The sequence below is a fragment of the Pseudarthrobacter sp. TAF60_1 genome (genome assembly GCF_052113505.1).
Taxonomy (GTDB): Bacteria; Actinomycetota; Actinomycetes; order Actinomycetales; family Micrococcaceae; genus Arthrobacter.
Genome location: NZ_JBFRDI010000071.1, coordinates 1 through 355, shown reverse-complemented (window position 1 = coordinate 355; position 355 = coordinate 1). Strand labels below are relative to the sequence as shown.

Annotated in this window: 1 protein-coding gene; it reads right to left on the bottom strand. The window is 64.5% G+C overall.

Annotation, left to right across the window (positions count from 1 at the left end; genetic code table 11):
* Window positions 1–164 precede the first annotated feature (164 nt).
* The coding region (locus AB4Y73_RS20520) for an isochorismatase family protein (RefSeq protein WP_441874530.1) at window positions 165–355 on the bottom strand (191 nt) is incomplete at its 5' end.

The following is a 355-nucleotide window of genomic DNA, read 5'->3' as shown; positions in this document are numbered from 1 at the left end:
ATGCGGATGGTGGTGTCGGACACGCCGTTTTCAGCGCGTGCCGATCGAAGAAATCCGGGGCCGAGCGCCAGCATTGCGCCGCCCGCCACCATGGCGCGCCGTGATATCGAAAGCTTCATGCGTCTTTTTCTCAGGTTGTCGTCGTCGGGGAACGATTCGTTCGTTCAGGTGGCCTGTACATCGGCGGACTGGATGCGCTTGACGCCCTTGGCCGCCATCTGTTTCCAGGCCGCGGCGAGCGAGCCGTTGAGGTCGATGCCGCGCGTGGCGTCCTCGATTACATAGGCCTCGAAGCCGGCCTTGCGCGCGTCCATCGCGGTCCATGCCACGCAGAAGTCGGTGGCCAGCCCGGTGA